At 56.3% G+C, this 18,064-nt stretch carries 16 protein-coding genes; 8 read left to right on the top strand and 8 right to left on the bottom strand.

The genetic code is table 11. The features are described from left to right. The 3 genes from ACUTQW_RS18010 to mdtD all read left to right on the top strand — a co-directional run. Positions 1–255 (top strand): hypothetical protein (locus ACUTQW_RS18010; protein WP_445654926.1); only part of this gene is annotated, 255 nt, incomplete at its 5' end. A gap of 30 nt (positions 256–285) precedes the next feature. Continuing rightward, entirely contained in the window at positions 286–975 is a 690-nt protein-coding gene (locus tag ACUTQW_RS18005; RefSeq protein WP_006328988.1) for a FadR/GntR family transcriptional regulator, read from the top strand. 69 nt (positions 976–1,044) lie between these two features. Then, on the top strand, positions 1,045–2,460 hold the full coding sequence (gene mdtD, locus ACUTQW_RS18000) for a multidrug transporter subunit MdtD (protein WP_020440007.1): 1,416 nt from the start codon (positions 1,045–1,047) through the stop codon (positions 2,458–2,460). Here the strand turns inward: mdtD and rbsR are convergent. The 7 genes from rbsR to kup form a co-directional block, all read right to left on the bottom strand. Further along, positions 2,457–3,458 carry a ribose operon transcriptional repressor RbsR gene (rbsR, locus tag ACUTQW_RS17995; RefSeq protein ID WP_006328992.1) on the bottom strand — a complete coding sequence of 334 codons (1,002 nt, stop codon included), beginning with the start codon at positions 3,456–3,458 and terminating at the stop codon, positions 2,457–2,459. The genes mdtD and rbsR overlap by 4 nt on opposite strands. Before the next feature lie 5 nt (positions 3,459–3,463). Then, on the bottom strand, positions 3,464–4,390 hold the full coding sequence (rbsK, locus tag ACUTQW_RS17990) for a ribokinase (RefSeq protein ID WP_006328995.1): 927 nt from the start codon (positions 4,388–4,390) through the stop codon (positions 3,464–3,466). A 61-nt stretch (positions 4,391–4,451) separates the two neighbouring features. Further along, a complete protein-coding gene (rbsB, locus tag ACUTQW_RS17985; protein WP_006328997.1) occupies positions 4,452–5,339 on the bottom strand; it encodes a ribose ABC transporter substrate-binding protein RbsB in 888 nt (295 codons plus the stop codon). Between the two features lie 23 nt (positions 5,340–5,362). After that, positions 5,363–6,328, bottom strand: a complete 966-nt coding sequence (rbsC, locus tag ACUTQW_RS17980; RefSeq protein ID WP_004950441.1) for a ribose ABC transporter permease — start codon at positions 6,326–6,328, stop codon at positions 5,363–5,365. A gap of 6 nt (positions 6,329–6,334) precedes the next feature. Then, positions 6,335–7,840, bottom strand: a complete 1,506-nt coding sequence (gene rbsA, locus ACUTQW_RS17975) for a ribose ABC transporter ATP-binding protein RbsA (protein ID WP_037433830.1) — start codon at positions 7,838–7,840, stop codon at positions 6,335–6,337. A 7-nt stretch (positions 7,841–7,847) separates the two neighbouring features. Next, positions 7,848–8,267: a D-ribose pyranase gene (gene rbsD, locus ACUTQW_RS17970; RefSeq protein ID WP_004950445.1), complete on the bottom strand. Its 420-nt coding sequence runs from the start codon at positions 8,265–8,267 to the stop codon at positions 7,848–7,850. 168 nt (positions 8,268–8,435) lie between these two features. Beyond that, positions 8,436–10,304 carry a low affinity potassium transporter Kup gene (gene kup, locus ACUTQW_RS17965; protein ID WP_004950448.1) on the bottom strand — a complete coding sequence of 623 codons (1,869 nt, stop codon included), beginning with the start codon at positions 10,302–10,304 and terminating at the stop codon, positions 8,436–8,438. Between the two features lie 283 nt (positions 10,305–10,587). Between kup and ravA the strand changes: the two genes are divergently transcribed. Beyond that, complete coding sequence (ravA, locus tag ACUTQW_RS17960; protein WP_006329002.1) at positions 10,588–12,096, top strand: ATPase RavA; 1,509 nt, start codon at positions 10,588–10,590, stop codon at positions 12,094–12,096. A 2-nt stretch (positions 12,097–12,098) separates the two neighbouring features. Continuing rightward, positions 12,099–13,562, top strand: coding sequence for an ATPase RavA stimulator ViaA (viaA, locus tag ACUTQW_RS17955; protein WP_004950455.1), 1,464 nt, complete (start codon positions 12,099–12,101; stop codon positions 13,560–13,562). Positions 13,563–13,565: 3 nt separating this feature from the next. Here the strand turns inward: viaA and asnA are convergent, their stop codons facing one another. After that, positions 13,566–14,558 (bottom strand): aspartate--ammonia ligase, encoded by a 993-nt coding sequence (asnA, locus tag ACUTQW_RS17950; protein ID WP_006329006.1) that lies wholly within the window; start codon positions 14,556–14,558, stop codon positions 13,566–13,568. 155 nt (positions 14,559–14,713) lie between these two features. On the opposite strand from asnA, the gene asnC reads away from it, so the two are divergent. The 3 genes from asnC (at position 14,714) to mnmG (ending at position 17,983) form a co-directional block, all read left to right on the top strand. Next, on the top strand, positions 14,714–15,175 hold the full coding sequence (gene asnC, locus ACUTQW_RS17945; RefSeq protein ID WP_004950461.1) for a transcriptional regulator AsnC: 462 nt from the start codon (positions 14,714–14,716) through the stop codon (positions 15,173–15,175). Positions 15,176–15,271: 96 nt separating this feature from the next. Then, positions 15,272–15,712: an FMN-binding protein MioC gene (mioC, locus tag ACUTQW_RS17940; protein WP_004950463.1), complete on the top strand. Its 441-nt coding sequence runs from the start codon at positions 15,272–15,274 to the stop codon at positions 15,710–15,712. Positions 15,713–16,093: 381 nt separating this feature from the next. Next, complete coding sequence (gene mnmG / locus ACUTQW_RS17935; protein WP_006329008.1) at positions 16,094–17,983, top strand: tRNA uridine-5-carboxymethylaminomethyl(34) synthesis enzyme MnmG; 1,890 nt, start codon at positions 16,094–16,096, stop codon at positions 17,981–17,983. Positions 17,984–18,064: the final 81 nt, after the last annotated feature.

Below are 18,064 nucleotides of genomic sequence, written 5' to 3'. Positions count from 1 at the left end.
CTACGCTTTTCACCCGAAGAGTCAAGCGTTTATTTCGCTTTTCTCTTACCGACCTGGCGACTGGTTCTCGTTAGAGGAGTCGTTGTTCCCGGTCAGTGGAGGCGCATTATAGGGAGTTCTCAGAAGGCCGCAACCCCTAAATGCAAAAAACTTTTCAAGCGCGGATTTTTTCGGCAAAACGCTGCACAAGCCAGCGATTCCGTCACTTTTTCCGGCAAACAGCCACAAAAGCTGGCGATCTGTAGAGTAAAATAAGAATAACGATGTCAGTAAGGACCCGCAGCCATGCAATTTAACGCTCAACAACAGGCCGCCCAACGTAACCTTTCTTATCTGCTTGCAGAGAAACTCGGCCAACAAATTCTGGCTGGCGATTATCAGGCGGGCAGTATCTTGCCCGGAGAGATGGAGCTGGGAGAACAATTCGGCGTTAGCCGCACGGCCGTGCGCGAAGCAGTAAAGATGCTGGCAGCCAAAGGTATGCTGTTGCCACGCCCGCGCATCGGTACCCGGGTGATGCCGCAAAGCCAGTGGAATTTTCTCGATCAGGATTTACTGACCTGGTGGATGACCCGGGAAAACTTCGATCAGGTGATGCAACACTTCCTTATATTGCGCACGTCATTGGAACCGCAGGCCTGCTCACTGGCTGCGACTAACGCCAGCGCTCAGCAAACCGCGCTTCTGGCCGAATTGATGGCAGAGATGCGCGCGCTGCATACCCAGTTTGACCGCGAGCACTGGATCCAGGTCGATACCCAATTCCACCAGCTTATCTATAAAGCCAGCGGCAACCCGTTCCTGACATCATTCGCCAACCTGTTCAGTTCGGTGTACCAAAGCTACTTCCGCGCCATTACCGGCAACGAAGTGATTAAGCTCCAACACCATCAGGCTATCGTAGATGCGATACTGGCCGGTGACGGCCCCCAGGCGTTAACCGCATGCCAGGTTTTACTTAAAGAGAAAGACTGACTCATCCCCTACTTATATATAGAGAAGAAAGGTGAGAGAGACGGATACGACAGTTAACCAGGACCGACAATGACCAAATCCGCGCGTAGTATGGCAGGACTACCCTGGATCGCCGCAATGGCGTTCTTTATGCAGGCGTTGGACGCCACCATTCTCAACACCGCATTGCCGGCGATCGCCCACAGTCTGGATCGCTCGCCATTGGCAATGCAGTCTGCCGTGATCAGCTATACGCTGACGGTCGCCATGCTGATCCCGGTCAGTGGCTGGCTGGCGGACCGCTTCGGCACGCGTCGAGTATTTATCCTCGCGGTGTCGCTGTTTACCCTCGGCTCACTGCTGTGTGCGCTTTCCCCTACGTTGAGCGTGCTGGTGACCTCACGCGTCATTCAGGGGATCGGCGGCGCGATGATGATGCCGGTAGCGCGTCTGGCGCTGCTGCGCGCCTACCCGCGCAGCGAACTATTGCCGGTACTGAACTTCGTGACCATGCCGGGGCTGGTTGGGCCGATCATGGGGCCGCTACTGGGCGGCTGGCTGGTGACCTACGCCACCTGGCATTGGATTTTCCTGATTAATATCCCGATAGGCCTGCTCGGCATCTTCTATGCGCGTAAATACATGCCGGACTTCACCACCCCCAAGCGCCGTTTCGATCTCATTGGTTTTATGTTGTTTGGCCTGAGTCTGGTGCTGGTTTCCACCGGGCTTGAGCTGTTCGGCGAACGGGTCCTGGCCAGCTATATCTCGCTGGGCATCTTGCTTAGCGGCGTGGTGATGCTGTTCGGTTATATCGCTCATGCCCGCAGACATCCCCAACCGCTGATTGGTCTGGATTTGTTCAAGACCCGCACCTTCTCGGTGGGCATCGCCGGCAACGTCGCCTCGCGCCTGGGTACAGGCTGCGTGCCATTCCTGATGCCGCTGATGCTGCAAGTGGGCTTCGGTTACTCTGCGATTATCGCCGGCTGCATGATGGCGCCGACCGCCGTAGGTTCGCTGATGGCAAAATCCACCGTCACCCAAGTGCTGCGCTGGTTCGGTTACCGCAAGACGTTGGTTGGCATCACTGTGATTATCGGCGTGTTGATTGCCCAGTTCGCGCTGCAAAGCCCGGGGATGCCGCTGTGGTTGATGATCTTGCCGCTGTTCGTTCTGGGCATGGCGATGTCTACGCAATTCACCGCCATGAATACCATCAGCCTGGCGGATTTGAACGATGCCAATGCCAGCTCCGGCAACAGCGTGCTGGCGGTCACCCAACAGCTTTCCATCAGCTTCGGCGTGGCGATCAGCGCGGCAGTGTTGCGTTTCTACGAGTCAATGTCGCTCGGCACCATGGTCGATCACTTCCACTACACCTTTATTACCATGGGGATTGTCACCGTCGCGTCGGCGTTTGTCTTCATGCTGTTGAGAACAAAGGATGGCCGCAATCTGATCGGCGGCCGGGAAGCGAAGAAAGAAGCGAAAGCGGCGGGCTAGCGGTGCCCCACCGAAGCGCGTTCCACCAGCTCCGGGGTCAGCACCAGGACCTGGGCTTCCCGTTCCGGGTTCTGCAGGCGGTTGATCAACGCATCAATCGCCAGTTCCCCCAGCGAATCTTTCGGCTGGTGAATGGTACTTAGCGGCGGCGCGAGGTATTTGGCCAGCTCGATATCATCGTAGCCCATCACCGCCATGTCCTGCGGTACCGACAGCCCGGCCTGATACAACGCCTGATAGGCGCCTACCGCTACCGCATCGTTACCGGCGAATACCGCATGCGGCGGTTCGGCCAGCGCCAGCAACTGTTTCATCGCGGTAACGCCGCCTTCAAACTCGAAGTCGCAATGCACTTCGTATCCGGGCAGGATCGCCAGCCCGGCGCGTTGCATGGCGCGGCGGTAGCCTTCCAAACGATGGCGTGCGGTGGTTTTATCCTGCGGGCCGGCGATACAGGCAATGTTGCGATAACCGCGGGCGATCAGGTGATCGGTCGCCATCTCCCCGCCCAGCAACGAGTTATCCTGAATGATATCGTTAGCCCCTTCGAAGGGCGCCCAGTCCATCATCACAATCGGCAGCGACGGATAGCGGCTCAGCGCGTCCTGCGACGGTCGGTGGTTTTCGGTGCACATCAACAGCAGGCCATCGACGCGTTTTTGCAACAGCGTCTCCATGCTGCGGTTCATGCGTGCGGCATCTTCTTCGGTATTGCACAGGATCAGGCTGTAGCCGCGCTCGTAGCAACTGCGCTCAACGCCACGCACCACTTCGGCATAGAACGGGTTGTTGCTGGAGGTAACCAGCATGCCAATGGTCCGCGTCTGATTCAGCTTCAGGCTGCGCGCCAGCGCGGAGGGCGCATAGTTCAATTGTTCAACGGCCGCCATGACCTTGTCGCGCACGCTGTCGCTGACAAAGCGATTGTTATTGATAACGTGTGAAACCGTCGAGGTTGAAACGCCCGCCAGGCGAGCGACATCTTTCATGGTGGCCAAAGGCGTTACTCCTGCTGCTGCAAGAAGGCGTCGATCTCTTCACGCCAGGGTACGGAGGGCTGAGCGCCGGGACGGGTTACCGCAATCGCCGCCGCCGCATGGGCGAAGCGCACCGCATCCGCCATAGTTTTACCTTCCAGTAGCGCCGTCACCAGCGCCCCGTTGAAGGTATCACCGGCAGCGATGGTGTCTACCGCTTTAACCTTGAAGCCGGGCACCAACTTACCGTTACCGTTCTCACTCAACCAAACGCCACGGCTGCCAAGAGTTATGATCACCGTGCCGATGCCTTGATCGTGCAAGGCTTTCGCCGCACGCGCCGCGTCATCATCATTAGCGATAGCTATGCCGGTGAGGCGCTGGGCTTCTGTTTCATTGGGCGTAATCATATCGACCAACGCCAGCAACTCGTCCGGCAGTTCACGCGCCGGCGCCGGATTGAGGATCACCTGAGTTTGATGCTGCTTCGCCAGACGGGCGGCAGCCATCACCGTTTCCAGCGGCGACTCGAGCTGCATCAGCAAAGCATCGGCTTCAATAACCCGCTGCTGATAACGCGCCAGATAGTCGGGCGTTACGGCGGCATTGGCGCCGGCATCGATGCCGATCACGTTCTCGCCTTCCGCATTAACAAAAATCAGCGCCACACCCGTGGTGTTGTCGGCAATCGCCTCAATAGGTTGGGTATCAATGCGATCGGTCGCCAATTGCAGGCGGATGCGTTCACCGATGTCATCTGCGCCGACGCAGGCGATAAAAGCGATATCTGCACCGCTGCGCCCGGCCGCCACCGCCTGATTCGCGCCTTTACCGCCAAATGCCACCTTATACTGTTTCCCGATCACCGTTTCGCCCGGGCGGGGAAACTGCTCAATATTGAGGATATGGTCGGCATTGATACTGCCAAGCACCACCAGCTTACCTGTTTCCATCGCATTGATTCCTGAATTGCGCGCCATCACAAACGCCCCGTTTTGATGGCGCTGGTATGACTTATTTAGTGACCAGTTTCAAATCAACCGGGAGGGTGGCCGGCACTTTCTCGCCTTTCAAGACCTTATCTGCCGTTTCCACGCCAATCACGCCGATTTGATCCGGACGCTGCGCCACGGTCGCCGCCAGCTTGCCGCCTTCAACCGCTTTCACGCCGTCGGCGGTGCCGTCGAAGCCTACCACGACCACATCGGTTTTACCGGCGGTTTGCAGCGCGCGCAGTGCGCCCAGCGCCATTTCGTCGTTCTGCGCAAACACTGCCTGCACGTCCGGGTGAGCAGTCAGCAGGTTTTGCATTACGTTCAGGCCCTTGGTGCGGTCGAAATCTGCCGGCTGGCTGGCCAGCAGTTTGAATTTGTTCTGATCAAGCGACTGTTTGAACCCTTCGCCACGCTCACGGGCGGCGGAGGTGCCCGCAATCCCTTCCAGTTGGATCACTTTAGCGTCTGTGCCCACTTTTTTAGCGATAAAGTCGCCGGCCATTTTGCCGCCAACGCGGTTGTCCGAGGCGATATGGCTGACCACCTCGCCCTTGCTTGCCACGCGGTCCAGCGTAATGACCGGAATCTTGGCCTGATTGGCCATCTTGATGGCGTTACCCACCGCATCGGAATCCGTCGGGTTAATCAGCAGCAGTTTAGGCGCTTGCACCATCAGATCCTGCACGTTAGCCAGCTCTTTCGCCGGGTTGTTCTGCGAGTCCAGCACCACCAGGTTATAACCCAACTTGTTGGCTTCCTGCTGCGCGCCTTCTTTCATGGAAACGAAGAACGGGTTATTCAGGGTGGACACCACCAGCGCGATGGTGTCTTTCGCCAACGCGTTAGCGCTTAAGGTGGCGGTCAGAGCGAAGGCCGAAGCCAGGATTGCCAGTTTTTTCATTTTCATCATCGTGATTCCTGTAGGGGAGGTTACTTGTTGCTTTTGTTATCTACCAGAACCGCCAGCAGTATCACCACTGCCTTCACGATCATTTGGTAGTAGGAAGAAACACCCAGTAAATTCAGGCCGTTGTTCAGGAAGCCGAGGATCAGCGCCCCGATCAGCGTGCCTACGATGCGGCCTTTGCCGCCCGCCAGGCTGGTGCCACCCAGCACGACGGCGGCGATGGCATCCAACTCATAGCCGGTACCGGCAGTCGGCTGCGCAGAAGACAAACGCGCCACTTCGATAACGCCAGCCAGCGCCGCCAACAGCCCGCACAGTGAATAAACGATAATCTTCACTTTATCGACGCTAATGCCGGAAAGGCGGGTCGCCGCTTCGTTACCGCCCAGGGCATAAATATAGCGGCCCAGACGGGTGTGGTGCAGCATGTACCAGGCGGCGATAAACACTATCGCCATGATCCAGATCGGGGTTGGCACCCCCAGCGGGCGGCCGATGCCGAACCAACCGAAGGTATCGGCCACGTCGGTAAAGCCGGTATTCACCGGGCTGCCGTTGGTGTACACCATGGTGACGCCGCGCAGCAGCAACATCATCACCAGGGTGGCAATAAATGCCTGCACCTTGCCTTTGGCGACAATCACGCCGGTGCAGGCGCCCACCGCAGCACCCAACGCCAGCGCCGCCGCAACGGCCACCACCGCGTTAATTTCAAAACCGACGATCGACGCCGCCACCGCACCGGTCAGCGCCAGCAGCGATCCCACCGACAGATCGATACCGGAAGTCAGGATCACCAGCGTCATCCCGACCGCCATAATGGCGTTCACCGAAGTTTGCTGGAGAATATTGAACAGGTTGTTCAGGGTGAAGAAATTCGGGCTCATTGAAGAGACCACGGCAATCAGCACCAGCAGAGCAATCAGGGACTTTTGCTCTAACAGCCACTCTTTACTGAACCAGCGCTTTGCGACACTCTGGGAACTCATATCTGATTACTCCTGCTTTACGCCGTATTGCTTGCCGACGGCCGCTGCCATCAACACTTCCTGGGTGGCCTGTTCAATCGGGAATTCACCGCTTAGGTGCCCTTCGTGCATGACCAGGATGCGGTCGCTCATGCCCAGCACCTCCGGCATTTCCGAAGACACCAGAATGATGCTCAGCCCTTCCTGCTTGAACTGGTTGATTAACTGATAGATTTCTTTTTTGGCACCGACGTCGACCCCGCGCGTCGGCTCATCGAGGATCAGCACCTTTGGTCGCGTCATCAGGCCACGGGCAATCGCCACCTTCTGCTGATTACCGCCGGAAAGCAGGCCTATCGGCTGCTCCATCGAGGGGGTCTTGATATTGAACAGGCGAATGAAATCCCCTACCGCCTGCTGCTCGTCAGCCTGTTTCAAGCTACCGCCGGCGCGGCTGAAATAACGCAGCGCAGTCAGCGACATGTTTTCCTTCACCGACATCCCCAGCACCAGGCCATCGCGCTTGCGGTCTTCGGATATATACACGATGCCGTTCGCCAGGCCGTCCTGCGGGGAGCGAGTCACCACCTCATGGCCATCGAGGCTGACCGTGCCGGCTTTACGCGGCGCGGCGCCGTAGAGAATTTTCATCAACTCGGTACGCCCGGCGCCCATCAGCCCAGCCACACCCAGGATTTCACCGCGGTAGAGGGTAAAGCTGACGTCATGCACGCCCGGGCCGGAAAGCTGGCTGACCTCCAGCCGCTTTTCGCCGCGCGGCAGGTTAAGCCGCGGGTACTGCTCCTCCAATTTGCGGCCGACCATCATTTCGATAAGCAAGTCTTCCCGCAACTCACTGACCGGCCGCTCGGCGATAAACTGCCCGTCACGGAACACCGTGACGTCATCGCAGATTTCGAAAATCTCCTTCAGCCGGTGCGAGATATAAACAATGCCGCGCCCCTCGGCCTTCAGCTCGTTGATCACTTTAAATAAAGACGCGGTTTCCGTGTCGGTCAGCGCATCGGTCGGCTCATCCATGATGATGACTTTCGACTCGAAGCTCAGCACCTTGGCAATTTCCACCATCTGCTGATCGCCGATCGACAGTTCGCCCACCAGCCGGTGGCTGCTGTAACTCAGGTTCAGCCGTGCCAGCAGTTTGTCGGCTTCGGCGTACATTCGCTTCCAGTCGATGCAGCCAAAACGGTTAACAAATTCACGCCCGAGGAAAATGTTTTCCGCAATCGTCAGTTGCGGGATCAGGTTCAGTTCCTGATGGATAATGCCGATGCCCGCTTCCTGCGAATCCTTTGGCCCATTGAACGCCACCTCTTTGCCGAGAAAATACTGACTGCCGGCGTCTTTGTCGTAGATGCCGGTCAGCACTTTCATCATGGTGGACTTCCCGGCGCCGTTTTCGCCCACCAGCGCCATCACCTTACCGGGATAAACGCTGAGGGCGGCGCCGGAAAGCGCCTTCACGCCGGGAAAGGCTTTATCGATCCCTTTCAGTTGCAGTAAAGGTTGCATAAATGCCTCAGAAAGTTACGCCGGCGCAGAGGATGACGTTCGCGTACGGCGAACATTCACCGCTGCGGATCACCGCCCGGCTGTGTTCAGTTTGCGCTTTAAAAGCCTGGTGGCTGATATAACTCACGCTAATGGTGTTTCCCTGGTGTTGGCCAAGCTGTATCAGTTGAGCCAACAAAGCTTGATGGAGCTGCGGATTTTGGTTCACCATCTCTTCCGCCAGAATGGCGCTTTCAACCTGCATCTCCTGCGTCACTACCCCGACCACCTGCAAAAACGTCGGCACTCCCTGGGTCAGCGCCAGATCGATACGCTGCGTTACCGCCGGGATCGGCAGCCCTGCATCGCAAATGACAATCTGATCGGTATGGCCGAGCCGGGAAACCACGGCAGAAACCTCAGCATTCAGCAGTACGCCTTTTTTCATCTTCTCACTCCAGCAGCGAAACGTTTCGCTATCGGATGAGTTTAAAAAAACGGCAGGGGAAGGCAACTGGGATAATGCAGAAATGTGATCGCTATCGAAACGTTTCGCTCATGCAAGCTAAAAGCGGAAACAAAAGGGGCCCAGCATAGCTGAGCCCCTGAGAGGGAGTTAAATCTCGACCTGGGTTCCCAGTTCTATCACCCGATTCGGCGGGATCTCAAACTGGTCCGGCGCACGCAGCGCGTTGCGACTCAGCGCGATAAACAGCTTGCCGCGCAGGAACAGATACCAAGGGCGCTTGGTCAGGATCAACGACTCATGCGACATAAAGAACGAGGTTTCCGTCATGCGGCACGGCAGCCCTTCCAGCCCGCAGCGGTGGAACACTTCTTCAACGTTCGGCGTTTCGCGCCAGCCGTAGCTGGCCACCACCCGCCAGAAGGTCGGCGAAAGCTGTTCGATGGTCACCCGGCGCACATTGTGTACGTAAGGCGCATCCTCGGTACGCAGCGTCAGCAGCACTACCCGCTCATGCAGCACCTTATTGTGTTTCAGGTTATGCAGCAGCGCAAAAGGGATCACGTTAATGGCGCGCGACATAAATACCGCAGTGCCAGGCACCCGCACCGGCGGCGATTTCTCCAGTGAGGCAATCATCGCCTCCAGAGAGTTACCGTGTTCATGCATGCGGCGCAACAGACGGAAACGTTCGCTTTTCCAGGTGGTCATGATGATGAACATCACCAGCGCCAGCATCAACGGCAGCCAACCGCCGGAGAACAGTTTCAGGGCGTTGGCGGAGAACATCGGCACGTCGATAATCAGCAGGATAATCAAAATGCCAACGGTGAAGAAACGGTTCCAGTGCCAATTCTTGATCGCCACCGAGGTCACCAGAATACTGGTCAACACCATGGTGCCGGTAACGGCGATGCCGTAAGCCGCCGCCAGGTTGCTGGAGTGTTCAAAGCCCACAATGACCAGCACTACCGCGATATACAACGTCCAGTTAATCACCGGAATATAGATTTGGCCCGATTCCATTTCCGAGGTATGGATAATGCGCATCGGCGACAGATAGCCCAGGCGCACCGCCTGGCGGGTCAGGGAGAACACGCCGGAAATCACCGCCTGCGAGGCGATGACCGTAGCCAGCGTCGCCAATATCAGCAGCGGGATCAGCGCCCAGTCCGGCGCCAGCAGGAAGAACGGGTTCTTGATCGCCTCGGGATTTTTCAGCAGCAACGCGCCCTGGCCGAAATAGTTCAGCACCAGCGAAGGCAACACCACGGTGAACCAAGCCAGGCGGATAGGGAATTTGCCGAAGTGCCCCATATCGGCATACAGCGCCTCAACGCCGGTGATCGACAGCACCACCGCACCAAGCGCAAAGAACGAGACCTTCTTATATTCCATAAAGAAGTTCAGCGCCCATTTCGGGTTCATCGCCTGCAACACTTCCGGGTTAGCGATGATGCTGCGCGCGCCCAACACCGCCAACACGATAAACCACAGCAGCATCACCGGGGCAAACAGTTTGCCGACGCTGCCGGTACCGTGTTTTTGGATAGCGAACAGCAGCGTCAGCACCAGAATGGATAAGGGGACGATATAGCCATCGAGCGATGGCGCGGCGATCTCCAACCCTTCTATCGCCGACATCACCGATATCGCCGGGGTGATAACCACCTCGCCATAGAAGAAGCTGCCGCCAATCAGGCCGAGAATAACCAGCACCGCAGTGGTGCGCGCCGAGGTATTGCGCCCGGCCAGCGACATCAGCGTCAGGATACCGCCTTCGCCGGCGTTATCCGCACGCATGACATAGCTAAGGTATTTAAGCGAAACAATGATAATCAGCATCCAGAAAATCAGGGACAGGAAGCCAAACACCACGTCAGGACGCACATCGAAGCCATAATGGCCGGAGAAACATTCTCTCAGGGTATAAAGAGGGCTGGTGCCGATATCACCGTAAACCACCCCAATGGCCGCCAGAGTTACCGCTGATAAGGACTGTTTATGTTCTGTGCTCATAATTCGTTTCTTTATTAGAACATCCGTTAGCGATGCATCCGCATCAGCCAGAGATACGGGCTCTAAGATCCGTTACGCCCACTAAAAGGCGCACAGTATGCACGATTTATACTGCTTGCCTACTCTTATATCAGCCCCAAAAAATAAACAAAATGTGAACCAGCCACTCTTTTGATAATAGAAAGATTTTACTAATCAACAAGCTATACCATTAAAAATAATGGTGGTTTATCATCGGATTATCCACCAAGATTGGCTAACTCTCGGACAACACGACAATAATATGGCGCCATCATCACTTCTGGCAGAACGGATCTCCCGCCTCAGCAGCGCGCTGGAGAGCGGTCTTTATGAACGGCAGGAAGCAATTCGCCTGTGTTTACTGGCGGCGCTCAGCGGTGAAAGCGTGTTTCTTCTCGGCCCGCCCGGCATCGCCAAAAGCCTGATTGCCCGCCGGTTAAAATTCGCCTTTCGCAGCGCGCGCTCGTTTGAATACCTGATGACGCGTTTCTCGACGCCGGAAGAAGTGTTCGGCCCGCTGTCTATCCAGGCATTAAAAGATGAAGGCCGCTATCAGCGTCTGACCGCCGGCTATCTGCCCGAGGCAGAGATCGTGTTCCTGGATGAAATCTGGAAGGCCGGCCCGGCCATCCTCAATACCCTGTTAACGGCGATCAACGAACGCCGCTTCCGCAACGGCAACAGCGAAGAACCGATCCCGCTGCGGTTACTGGTTACCGCCTCTAACGAACTGCCTGAGGCCGACAACAGTCTGGAGGCGCTGTACGACCGCATGCTGATCCGCCTGTGGCTGGACAAAGTTCAGGATAAACAGAATTTCCGCTCACTGCTGGTCAGCCGCCAGAACGAGAATGACAACCCGGTCCCTGAAGCCTTGAGCATCAGCGACGAAGAGTTTCACCAGTGGCAGTCGCAGATCGACAAGGTCAAGCTGCCCGAAGGCTGTTTTGAACTGATATTCCAGTTGCGCCAGCGATTGGATGCGCTGGAGAGTGCGCCCTACGTCTCCGACCGTCGTTGGAAAAAGGCATTGCGGCTGTTGCAGGCCTGCGCCTTCTTCAGCGGCCGCGACGCCGTCGCCCCGCTCGACCTGATGTTATTGAAAGATTGTCTGTGGCATGACCTCACTTCGCTAAAGCTGCTGCAACAGCAAATCGACCAATTGCTGACCGAGTCGGCCTATCAGCAGCAGACGTTGTTGATTCAACTGCAACAGATCCACACCCGCTGGCTGCAACACCAACAGCAGCAGAGCGATCGTCAGGCGATAGCGCTGGTGAAAAAAGGCGGTATGTTCAGCAGAAAGCCCCAATACATGGCGGCGGCGCCGTTAGGCACCGGCACCCTGACCCTGCTGCTGCAAAAACCGCTGCAACTGCATGATATTCAAGTCAACCATCTGAGCATTGAAAGCAGCGCGCTGGAAAACTGGCTGCAAAAGGGCGGCGACGTGCGCGCCAAGCTGAACGGCATCGGCTTTGCCCAGCAGATCGACCTGGAAGTGGACGAGCAGTTGCACCTGACGGTGCTGGACGTCAGCCGCCAGCCTTCGCTGCTGGCCCTGCCCGGTAAACAGACCGGCGGTACGCCTCAGGCGATGCTGGACGAAATGGACGCGTTGGCACAGCGTCTGGCGGAACAGCGCCGGTTGTTCAGCCAACACCAGCCCTGCCTGTTTACCCCTGCCGGTGGCCTGGCAAAAATTGAAGCCAGCCTGTTGCAGGTGGCGGAACAGATCAAACAGCAGCACCAGCAGATGCGCGGCCAGTAACGATGCTCAGCCTGGAAACGCTCGATCTGCTGCTGGCGATCACCGAAGGTGAGCTGATCGAGGAGATGATCGTCGGCATGCTGGCAGCCCCGCAGCTAACGGTTTTCTTCAAGAAATTTCCGGCCATCCGCCGGGCGCTGGATCGCGACCTGCCGCGCTGGAAGCTGCAACTGAAAGAGCGTATCCATGAAGCCATGGTCCCGCCGGCGCTGGCTCAGGAGTTTTATCGCTATCAACAGTGCCAGTTGGAGAACAATACCCAGTTCTATCACCATCTGAACGACACCCTCGATCTACTGCGCCAGCTGGTTTCCCCGTTTTATGAGCAGGCCCGTTCGCTGGTGGATGCCGCCGATCTGCCCAATCATCCGCTGGACGACAGTTTCCAGACCCTGTTTTTGCAGCGTTGGCGCATCAGCCTGACGCTACAGGCCACCATGCTGCACCATCAGTTGCTGGAACAGGAGCGAGAGCAACTGATGGCGGAGCTGCAGGAACGTCTGGCGCTGAGCGGTGCGCTGGAGCCGCTGTTGTCGGAAAACGACACCGCCGCCGGGCGGTTGTGGGATATGAGCAAAGGCCACCTGCAACGCGGCGACTACCAGCGGCTGGTGGAATACGGCAATTTCCTGCAACAGCAGCCGGAGCTGAAAAAATTGGCGCAGCAATTGGGCCGGAGCTATCAGGCCAAGGCGGTGCAACAGCAAGATGCACTGCCGGAACCGTTCCGCGTAATGGTCCAGGTGCCGGCCACGCTGCCGGAAGAGGTCAGCGGCATTCACCAAAGCGACGATATTCTGCGCCTGCTGCCGCCAGAACTGGCCACGCTGGGCATTGAAGAGCTGGAGTTCGAATTTTACCGTCGCCTGCTGGAAAGGCGGCTGTTGACGTATCGCCTGCAGGGCGACGTCTGGCAAGAGCAAATCCTGATCCGACAGGTCACCCACCAGCAGCAAGATCAGCAGCCGCGCGGGCCGTTTATCGTCTGCGTGGACACTTCAGGTTCGATGGGCGGTTTCAATGAGCAGTGCGCCAAGGCTTTTTGCCTGGCGCTGCTGCGCATCGCGTTGGCGGATAACCGCCGTTGCTACATTATGCTGTTCGCCAACCAGATCGTGCATTACGAACTTACCGCCGCCAGCGGCATCGAGCAGGCGGTGCGTTTTCTCGGCCAGCATTTTCGCGGCGGTACCGATCTGGCCGCTTGCCTGAACGCCACGGTCACAAAAATGGCAGACAGCGGCTGGTTTGACGCCGATGCGGTGATCATTTCTGACTTTATTGCCCAGCGGTTGCCGGAGGAGGTCATAAAGAAGGTGAAACAGCAGCAACAAAGCCACCAGCAGCGCTTTCATGCCGTGGCTATGTCCGCCTATGGCAAACCCGGCATCATGCGCATCTTCGATCATATCTGGCGCTTTGATACCGGGTTAAAAAGCCGTTTAATGCGCCGCTGGCGGCGCTGAAGATTACAACAGCCCTTCGACTGCTTCACGCACTTGCGGCGACCACACGCCGCATTGCACCTGGCCGATATGCGACAGCTGCAGCAACAGCATGACCAGACGCGATTGACCGATGCCACCGCCAATGGTCTGCGGCATATCGCCGCGCAGCAGCGACTGATGCCACTCCAGCTTGAGACGATCTTCATCGCCAGTCAGCGACAGTTGGCGTTTCAGCGCCTCGGCGTCAACGCGGATCCCCATAGAAGAAAGTTCAAAGGCATCCTGCAATATCGGGTTCCACACCACAATATCGCCGTTCAGGCCGGCCAACCCTTCAGCCGCCGGTGTGGTCCAGTCATCATAATCCGGCGCACGCACATCGTGGGATTTGCCATGCGACAGTTTACCGCCGATACCGATCAGGAATACCGCACCCAGCTCTTTGGCAATAGCCCGCTCGCGGCCTTTGGCGTCCAGCTCCGGGTAACGTTGCAACAGGGTTTCGCTGTGAACAAAGTGGATTTGCTCTGGCAGGAACGGGGTTAAGCCGTATTCGCGGCTCACTTCGGCCTCCGTAGCCTTAATAGCCGCATAAATGCTGCGCACGGTGCTTTGCAGGTAATCCTGGCTGCGTTCACCGTCGCCCATCACCCGTTCCCAATCCCATTGATCAACGTAAACCGAGTGGATCGCGCTCAGACGATCTTCATCCGGGCGCAGCGCTTTCATATGGGTATACAGGCCTTCACCTGCACCGAAATCATAGCTGCCCAAGGTTTTGCGTTTCCACTTGGCCAGCGAATGCACCACTTCGAAGGTGGCGTCCGGCAAGGTTTTCACCTTAACTTGCACCGCTTTCTCGCTGCCGGACAGGTTGTCCTGAGTGCCGTCGCCCAAACGGCTGAGGATAGGCGCCTGCACTTCGATCAGGCCAAGCTGCTGTTCCAACTGGCGGGAGAAGAAGGATTTAACCAGGCTGATTTGTTGTTGTTTTTGGATAAACTGTTTTTTCATTGCCGTATCTCTTATAAATCTGTCTCTGTTGCCATCGATTAAGCAACGGAACGGCACCACAATTCAATATCCGCTAATCAATATTGCCTTTTCACTTTTAATCATTCATTTTGAGGCGGTGATAATTCAACAATCAGCAATTAATGGGGGTTTAAATGGCGGAAAATTACCAGATCGATAATCTCGATCGCGGCATTCTCAACGCCCTGATGGAGAATGCGCGCACGCCCTATGCCGAACTGGCGAAGAACTTTGCCGTCAGTCCCGGCACCATCCATGTGCGGGTAGAGAAAATGAAGCAGGCCGGTATCATCACCGGCGCACGGGTAGACGTGAACCCCAAACGCCTGGGTTACGACGTCTGCTGTTTTATCGGCATTATATTAAAGAGTGCCAAAGACTATCCTTCCGCGCTTAAAAAACTCGAAAGCCTGGAGGAAGTGGTCGAAGCCTACTACACCACTGGCCACTACAGCGTGTTTATCAAAGTGATGTGTCGCTCGATAGATGCATTGCAACAAGTACTTATCAACAAGATCCAGACGATTGACGAGATCCAGTCCACCGAAACCCTGATCTCGCTGCAGAACCCCATCATGCGTACCATCACGCCTTAGTCAGTTAATTAGTATACCCATATTATCCACAGGTAGATCCCAGCCGATTCACAGCGTACAATGCTGCGACTTTAAGAAGGCTGGGATCATTCATTCATGGCAGATATAACCCTGATCAGTGGCAGTACACTTGGCAGCGCCGAGTATGTAGCCGAACATTTGGCTGAAAAGCTGGAAGAGGCAGGCTTCACTACCGAGATGCTGCACGGTCCTGAATTGGATGAACTGACCCTGTCCGGGCGTTGGCTGGTGGTGTCTTCAACCCACGGCGCCGGCGACTTGCCGGATAATCTGCAGCCGCTTCTGGAACAAATAGAAGAACAGCAGCCTGACTTGTCGCAGGTGCAGTTCGGTGCCGTCGGTTTAGGCAGCTCTGAATACGATACCTTTTGCGGCGCGATCCAACGGATCAACGATCTTTTGATCGCCTGTGGAGCGAAAAGGATCGGCGATCGGTTGGAGATCGACGTGACTAAACACGAAATTCCTGAGGATCCGGCAGAGGAATGGGTGAAAAACTGGGTTAATTTACTCTGATTCGCTCAAAGATCACGCGAACGATTGTGGATAACTATGCTTGAAAGCAGGGTAAAAGCAGTAGTTATCCCAATAACAACCCTAGGTCGCTTTTTGTCCTGTGCATAACATGCCATTTAGATCCCAGCTTATAAGCAACAGGATCACCGATCATTCACAGCTAACGATCCTCCTTAATCCGCTGATCTCACTCGCGAATAATCACTTATCCACAGAGGATCGCGATCCTAATAAGAGATCTAATAAAGAGATCTTTAAATAAAAAAGATCTTCTTTTAATTACCTAAGATCCTGACCACTTGGTCGATCGACTAAACTTGAGTAGAATCTCCCACCCCAGGGCAAACAACGATCGTTCGCAATACGGCGAGGTGCAGTTCCATGTTTTATCCAGATCAATTTGACGTCATCATCATCGGTGGTGGCCATGCCGGTACCGAAGCCGCTATGGCTGCGGCACGCATGGGACGTCAGACTTTATTATTGACACACAATATCGATACGCTGGGGCAGATGTCTTGCAACCCGGCAATTGGCGGTATTGGTAAAGGGCATCTGGTTAAGGAAATTGATGCACTTGGCGGCCTGATGGCCACGGCGATCGACCATGCCGGCATCCAGTTTAGGATACTAAACGCGAGTAAAGGCCCTGCGGTACGAGCGACTCGTGCTCAGGCAGACCGCGTGCTGTATCGCCAGGCCGTTCGCACCGCTCTGGAGAACCAGCCTAACCTGATGATCTTCCAACAGCCGGTCGAAGATCTGATTGTGGAAAACGATCGAGTCGTAGGTGCCGTTACCCAGATGGGCCTGAAATTCCGTGCCAAAGCGGTAGTACTGACCGTAGGCACCTTCCTGGACGGCAAGATCCACATTGGTCTGGAAAATTACAGCGGTGGCCGTGCCGGGGATCCACCGTCGATCTCGCTGTCACAGCGTTTGCGCGAATTGCCGCTGCGGGTAAACCGTCTAAAAACCGGTACGCCACCGCGCATTGACGCACGCACCATCGATTTCAGCGTATTGGCTCCGCAGCATGGCGATACGCCGATTCCGGTTTTCTCGTTCATGGGCAATGCCAATCAGCACCCGGAACAAATGGCGTGCTACATCACCCATACCAACGAAAAAACCCATGACGTGATCCGTAATAACCTCGATCGTAGCCCGATGTATGCCGGGATCATCGAAGGGATCGGCCCACGCTACTGCCCGTCGATCGAAGACAAAGTGATGCGCTTTGCCGATCGTAACGCGCATCAGATCTTCCTCGAACCGGAAGGCCTGACCAGCAATGAAATTTATCCAAACGGCATCTCCACCAGCTTGCCGTTTGACGTACAGATGCAGATCGTTCGTTCGATGGAAGGGATGCAGAATGCCCGTATCGTTCGCCCAGGTTATGCCATCGAATATGATTTCTTCGATCCACGCGATCTGAAACCCACGTTGGAAAGCAAATTTATCCAGGGCTTGTTCTTCGCCGGCCAGATCAACGGCACCACCGGCTATGAAGAAGCCGCGGCCCAGGGCCTGCTGGCCGGTCTGAACGCCGGGCGCTACGCCAATGAAGACGAAGGCTGGTCGCCACGCCGCGATCAGGCCTACCTGGGCGTGCTGGTAGACGATCTCAGCACGCTGGGTACCAAAGAACCCTACCGCATGTTTACCTCACGCGCCGAATACCGCCTGATGCTGCGCGAAGACAATGCCGATCTGCGCTTGACCGAAAAAGGCCGTGAACTGGGCCTGGTTGACGATGCCCGCTGGGCGCGTTTCAGCGAGAAGCTGGAACATATCGAACAGGAACGTCAGCGCTTGCGGGACATTTGGATGCACCCGCACGCCGAAAACGTCGAGCAGGTCAACGCGTTGCTGAAGGCCCCGCTGTCACGCGAGGCTAACGGTGAGGAACTGCTGCGTCGACCTGAAATGGATTACGCGCTACTGACCACCGTTGCGGCTTTCGCGCCGCCGTTGGCGGATACTCAGGCTGCCGAGCAGGTTGAGATCCAGGTAAAATACGAAGGTTATATCGCTCGTCAGCAGGAAGAGATCGAGAAGCAACAGCGCAACGAGAATACCGTGCTGCCGCTGGATCTCGATTATCAGCAGGTTTCCGGCTTGTCGAATGAAGTGATCGCCAAACTGAACGATCACAAACCGAACTCTATCGGGCAGGCTTCACGTATCTCCGGCATCACCCCTGCGGCGATCTCAATCCTGCTTATTTGGCTGAAAAAGCAGGGGCTGCTGCGCCGCAGCGCATAAATCCTGTTTCTGGGCGGCCGTTTGTTTATTCCGTGAACAAACGGCCGCTGACATCATCCCGGGCCTGAATTATCATGGTCG

The sequence above is a fragment of the Serratia sp. TSA_7 genome, assembly GCF_052692135.1.
The sequence above is the reverse complement of the archived record's forward strand: the minus strand, read 5'-3'. Positions and strand labels throughout refer to the sequence as shown.

Coding starts and splice junctions, on each gene's coding strand:
- mnmG (WP_006329008.1), top strand. CDS start 16,094: ATGTTTTATCCAGATCAATTTGACGTCATCATCATCGGTGGTGGCCAT.
- rbsA (WP_037433830.1), bottom strand. CDS start 7,840: ATGCAACCTTTACTGCAACTGAAAGGGATCGATAAAGCCTTTCCCGGC.
- ravA (WP_006329002.1), top strand. CDS start 10,588: ATGGCGCCATCATCACTTCTGGCAGAACGGATCTCCCGCCTCAGCAGC.
- viaA (WP_004950455.1), top strand. CDS start 12,099: ATGCTCAGCCTGGAAACGCTCGATCTGCTGCTGGCGATCACCGAAGGT.
- rbsK (WP_006328995.1), bottom strand. CDS start 4,390: ATGGAAACAGGTAAGCTGGTGGTGCTTGGCAGTATCAATGCCGACCAT.
- asnC (WP_004950461.1), top strand. CDS start 14,714: ATGGCGGAAAATTACCAGATCGATAATCTCGATCGCGGCATTCTCAAC.
- rbsC (WP_004950441.1), bottom strand. CDS start 6,328: ATGAGTTCCCAGAGTGTCGCAAAGCGCTGGTTCAGTAAAGAGTGGCTG.
- mdtD (WP_020440007.1), top strand. CDS start 1,045: ATGACCAAATCCGCGCGTAGTATGGCAGGACTACCCTGGATCGCCGCA.
- asnA (WP_006329006.1), bottom strand. CDS start 14,558: ATGAAAAAACAGTTTATCCAAAAACAACAACAAATCAGCCTGGTTAAA.
- ACUTQW_RS18005 (WP_006328988.1), top strand. CDS start 286: ATGCAATTTAACGCTCAACAACAGGCCGCCCAACGTAACCTTTCTTAT.
- rbsB (WP_006328997.1), bottom strand. CDS start 5,339: ATGAAAATGAAAAAACTGGCAATCCTGGCTTCGGCCTTCGCTCTGACC.
- mioC (WP_004950463.1), top strand. CDS start 15,272: ATGGCAGATATAACCCTGATCAGTGGCAGTACACTTGGCAGCGCCGAG.
- rbsD (WP_004950445.1), bottom strand. CDS start 8,267: ATGAAAAAAGGCGTACTGCTGAATGCTGAGGTTTCTGCCGTGGTTTCC.
- kup (WP_004950448.1), bottom strand. CDS start 10,304: ATGAGCACAGAACATAAACAGTCCTTATCAGCGGTAACTCTGGCGGCC.